This window comes from Streptomyces sp. NPDC056948 (assembly GCF_042674225.1).
GTDB classification, from domain to species: Bacteria; Actinomycetota; Actinomycetes; order Streptomycetales; family Streptomycetaceae; genus Streptomyces; species Streptomyces purpurascens.
The window spans coordinates 1-4816 of sequence record NZ_JBHUQX010000562.1 but is presented as its reverse complement, the minus strand read 5'-3'; the positions used below and the strand labels follow the sequence as shown (position 1 = coordinate 4816).

At 71.9% G+C, this 4816-nt stretch carries 5 protein-coding genes and 1 pseudogene; all 6 read left to right on the top strand.

Going from position 1 to position 4816, the window contains the following annotated elements; genetic code table 11:
* Positions 1-103 precede the first annotated feature (103 nt).
* Positions 104-880 (top strand): crotonase/enoyl-CoA hydratase family protein, encoded by a 777-nt coding sequence (locus tag ACFTZL_RS41080; protein WP_382594543.1) that lies wholly within the window; start codon positions 104-106, stop codon positions 878-880.
* A gap of 6 nt (positions 881-886) precedes the next feature.
* A complete protein-coding gene (locus ACFTZL_RS41075) occupies positions 887-1633 on the top strand; it encodes an acetoacetate decarboxylase (protein WP_382594540.1) in 747 nt (248 codons plus the stop codon).
* The gene (locus ACFTZL_RS41070) at positions 1630-2580 is read left to right on the top strand and encodes an SDR family NAD(P)-dependent oxidoreductase (RefSeq protein ID WP_382594537.1); all 951 of its coding nucleotides are present in this window, start codon (positions 1630-1632) and stop codon (positions 2578-2580) included. Before ACFTZL_RS41075 ends, ACFTZL_RS41070 begins: the two co-directional genes overlap by 4 nt.
* Position 2581: 1 nt before the next feature.
* Positions 2582-3784 carry an acyl-CoA dehydrogenase family protein gene (locus tag ACFTZL_RS41065; RefSeq protein WP_382594534.1) on the top strand — a complete coding sequence of 401 codons (1203 nt, stop codon included), beginning with the start codon at positions 2582-2584 and terminating at the stop codon, positions 3782-3784.
* A 78-nt stretch (positions 3785-3862) separates the two neighbouring features.
* Entirely contained in the window at positions 3863-4393 is a 531-nt protein-coding gene (locus ACFTZL_RS41060) for a toxin-antitoxin system HicB family antitoxin (RefSeq protein ID WP_382594531.1), read from the top strand.
* Positions 4393-4816 (top strand): annotated as a pseudogene (locus ACFTZL_RS41055) (hypothetical protein); the annotation flags it as partial. The gene ACFTZL_RS41060 and the pseudogene ACFTZL_RS41055, both read left to right, overlap by 1 nt.

The window sequence follows — 4816 nt, the reverse complement described above, 5'->3', positions numbered from 1 at the left end:
CGGGTTCTTTTGTTTATATGTCACCGGCGCCGCCTTTTTCCCCCCCCCTCGCGCGGGGGGGGCGGGCCCGGCGCCCCCCGACGGCCGTCACAGAAGGACAACCATGAGCACGCCTGAATCCCCCGTAGTACGTACCGAACGCATCGGCTCCGCCCTGCTGATCACCCTCGACCGGCCCGAGGCCCGCAACGCCGTGAACGCGGCGGTGGCCACCGGACTGGCAGGCGCGCTGGACGAGTTGGAGGCCGACCCGGCACTGCGGGCCGGTGTCCTGACCGGTGAGGGCGGGACCTTCAGCGCCGGCATGGACCTCAAGGCGGCGCTGCGCGGCGAGTCGCCCGAGATCGAGGGCCGCGGGTTCGGCGGACTGACCGAGTCCGAGCCGGCCAAGCCCCTGATCGCCGCCGTGGAGGGCTTCGCCATGGGCGGCGGCTTCGAACTGGCCCTGGCCTGCGACCTGATCGTCGCGGCCGAGGACGCCCGGTTCGGTCTGCCCGAGGTCAAGCGCGGGCTGATCGCGGCGGGCGGCGGTGTGATCCGGCTGCCCAAGCGGATCCCGCACCACCTGGCCATGGAACTCCTGCTGACCGGCGAGCCCGTCGACGGCCGCCGCGCCGGTGAACTGGGCCTGGCCAACCGGGTCACCGGCACCGGCCAGGCCGTCGCCGAGGCGCTCCGGCTGGCCGAGCGGCTCGCCGAGAACGCCCCGCTCGCGCTCGCCGCCGTCAAGCGCGTCGTCCGCGCCGCCGACGGGGCGCCCGACGCCGAGGCCTTCGCCTTCCAGCGCGAGCAGATGACGACCCTGATGGCCTCGGCCGACGTCCGCGAGGGCATGACCGCCTTCGCCGAGCGCCGCCCCGCGCAGTGGACGGGACGGTGAGGCGACATGCGCGCCGAGGACGTACGACGGCACGTCACCACCCCGCTCACCAGCCCGGCGTTCGCGCCGACCGTCCCGCGCTTCACCGACCGGGAGTACCTCAACGTCGTCTACCGCACCGACCCCGAGGCACTGCGGGCGGTCGTCCCGGAGCCGCTGCGGATCGATGAGCCGCTCGTCCGGTTCGAGGTCATGAAGATGGGCGACGTCAGCGGCTACGGCCCCTACACGGAGGCCGGCCAGGCGATCCCCGTCAGCTTCGAGGGCGAGCAGGGCGAGTACCTGCACGCCATGTACCTCGACAACTTCCCGGCGACCGCCTCCGGCCGCGAGGTCTCCGCCTACCCCAAGGCCATGGGCTCCCCGGCGCTCCACGTCGACACCGGCGCGCTCGTCGGCACCCTCGACCACGGCACCCTGCGGGTCGCCACCGCGACCATGGGCTACAAGCACCACGCACTGGACCGGGCCGAGGCGGCGGCACAGATCACCGTGCCGACCTTCATGCTCAAGACCGTGCCCGGCTACGACGGTCTGCCGCGCGTGCAGGAACTCGTCCGCACCCGCATCACCGACCTCACCGTCAAGGAGGCCTGGACCGGACCCGCCCGGCTGCAGCTCTTCCAGCACGTGCTGGCCCCGCTGGCCGACCTGCCGGTGCTGGAGGTCGTCTCCGCCAGTCACATCCTCACCGACCTGACGCTCGCGGGCGTCGAGCCGGTCCACGACTACCTGAAGGGAGCCATGTCATGACCCGCGCCTTCCGTACGGCGGCGGTGATCGGCGCCGGGACCATCGGACTGTCCTGGGCGACGCTGTTCGCCGCGCACGGCCTGACCGTCAAGGTGACCGACCCGCGGCCGGACCTCGCCGAGGCCGTGGCCGAGGCCCTGGACCGGAACGCCCCTCAGCTCGCCGCCCGCGGCCTGGACGTGACCGACCTCGCCGACCGGGTGCACATCGCGGTCGATGTCGCCGAGGCGGTCCGGGACGCGGACGTCGTCCAGGAGAACGGCCCCGAGCGGGTCGAGTTCAAGCGGGACCTGTTCGCCACGCTGGTCCGGGAGGCCCCCGACCACGCGCTGCTGCTCAGCTCCTCGTCGGCGATCCCGTCCAGCGCGTTCACGCGTGAGCTGCCGGACGAGGCCGCCGCCCGGGTCCTGATCGGCCACCCCTTCAACCCGCCGCACCTGGTCCCGCTCGTCGAGGTCGTGCCCGGGGAGCGCACCGGCGAGGACGCCGTGCAGGACGCGGTGGACTTCTACACCTCGGTCGGCCGCACCCCGGTCGTCGAGCGCAAGGAGATCCCCGGCTTCGTCGGGAACCGGCTGCAGAACGCGCTCAGCCGCGAGGCGGTGTACCTCGTCGAGCAGGGCGTGGTGACCCCCGAGGACCTCGACAAGGTGATGACGAACTCGCTGGGCCTGCGCTGGGCCACGGTCGGGCCGTTCCTCGGCTCGCACCTGGGCGGCGGACCCGGCGGCTACCGGCACATGGCCGAGCACATCGGAGCCTCGATGAAGCAGATGTGGGCGGGGCTCGGCACCCCGTCGCAGAACGAGGAACAACAGGAACGGCTCATCGAAGCCGTGGAAAAGGCCTACGGCTCCTCCACGTACCCGGAACTCACCGAGACGCGCGACCGCAGGCAACTCGCCGTGCTGTCCGCCCTGGACAGCGCCGACAAGGAGGAGAACTGAGATGACCACCCCCATGGAACCCCTCGAGGACCAGCTGACCGCCGACTTCTACACCTACGAGGCCCTGCTGCCGGACGAGGAGCGCAAGATCCTCCTCAAGGCCCGCGCCCTCATGCGGGACGAGGTCAAGCCGCTGGTGAACGAGAACTGGGCCAAGGGCGAGTTCCCCACCGAGCTCATCTCCCTGTTCCGCGACAGCGGCCTCGCCGGACTGCCCTACGAGGGCTACGGCGAACACCGCCCCGCCGTCAGCAACCTCCTCAGCGGCATGCTCGCCCTGGAGATGACCCGCACCGACGCCTCCGTGTCCACCTTCTTCGGCGTCCACAACGGCCTGGCGATGTACTCGATCCACTCGGGCGGCGACCAGGAGCAGCGCGACCGCTGGCTCCCGGAGATGGCCGCGATGGACAGGATCGGCGCCTTCGCCATGACCGAACCGCTCGGCGGCTCCGACGTCGCGGGCGGCATGCGCACCACCGCCCGGCGCGAAGGAGACACCTGGGTCCTGAACGGCGCCAAGAAGTGGATCGGCAACGCCACCTTCGCCGACTACGTCGTGGTCTGGGCCCGGGACGTCGACGACAACCACGTCAAGGGCTTCGTCGTCGAGAAGGGCACGCCCGGCTTCGAGCCGGTGAAGATCGAGGGCAAGATCGCCTTCCGGATCGTGGAGAACGCCGAGATCACCCTGACCGACGTCCGGGTGCCGGAGGCGAACCGCCTGCAGAACATCGACTCGTTCCGGGACGTCGCCGAGATCCTGCGCGCCACCCGCAGCGGGGTGGCCTGGCAGGCGCTGGGCGTGATGGTCGGCGCCTACGAACTGGCCCTGGACTACGCCCGGGAGCGCCGCCAGTTCGGCCGCCCGATCGGCGGCTTCCAGCTCGTGCAGGACCTGCTGGTCAAGAGCCTGGGCAACATCACGGCGTCCTGGGGCATGCTGGTGCAGCTCGCCCGGCTGCAGGACGCGGGGATCTTCCGTGACGAACACTCCGCGCTGGCCAAGGCGTTCGTCACCTCCCGGATGCGGGAGGTCGTGGCCTGGAGCCGGGAGATCTTCGGCGGCAACGGAATCCTCCTGGAGCACGACATCGCCCGGTTCTTCGCCGACGCCGAGGCCATCTACTCCTTCGAGGGCACCCGCGAGATGAACACCCTGATCGTCGGCAAGTCGATCACCGGCCAGAGCGCCTTCGTGTGACACGTGCGGCAACAGTGAACCCCAGGTCCTTCGACCTGGGGTTTTCTCATGGCGCCACCTTGATGCCATCATGCCGCCATGGACCTCACGCCCTACGTCGACTCACTCCGCCGGGAACTCGCGGTGGCTGCCGAAGCCGGTGGGGAGGACGCCCGCGAGCTGGCCGAGCGGCTGACCGCTCCGCTGGAGTCGGCGGCCCGCCTGACACTGCTGAACGTGCTGTCCGCCGCCATGGACGAGATCACCCGCGAACTCGCCCCCGGCTCGGTCGACGTACGGCTGCGCGGGCTCGACCCCGCCTTCGTCGTGACACCGCCGCCGGCGGGCGCCGGTTTCGAGGAGCCGGACACGCGTCCCGAGCCGCCGAGGACCCCGGCACCGGCCCCGGCGCCCGCCGACGCCGATGACGGCACCACCGCGCGGATCAATCTGCGTCTGCCCGCCCATCTCAAGGGGCGCGCCGAGGAGGCCGCCGCACGCGAGGGTCTGTCGGTCAACGCCTGGCTGGTGCGCGCGGTGAACGCGGCCGTGGAGAGCGGCGACATCCGGGCCCGCTCCACCGAGTCGACCCGCGGCGGCGGTAACCGCTACACCGGCTGGGTGCGCTGATGCCCGCCTTCGAGACCCCGGAGCCCGTTGCGGTGACCCTCCGCATCGGCACGGGCCTCGTGCGGTTCCTCGCCGACGACCGCACCGACACCGTCGTGGAGGTGCTGCCCACGGATCCGGATCGGGACGCCGATGTGCGGCTCGCCGAGCAGACCCAGGTGGGCTGCGCGGGCGGGCGGCTGCACATCGAGGCGCCCCGGCAGGGCACCCTGTTCGGGCGGCCGCCGTCCGTGGACATCGTCATCGAACTGCCCGCCGGTTCCCGCGTGGAGGCGGAGGCGGCCTGGGCCGACTTCCGAGCCGAGGGGCGGCTCGGCCGGACCCGGGTGAAGACCTCGACCGGCGACATCCGGCTGGCCGAGACGGGGCCGCGCCGCGCCGTGCTCGCCCTCGGCGACCGCGTTCCCGCGGACGTACGGGACG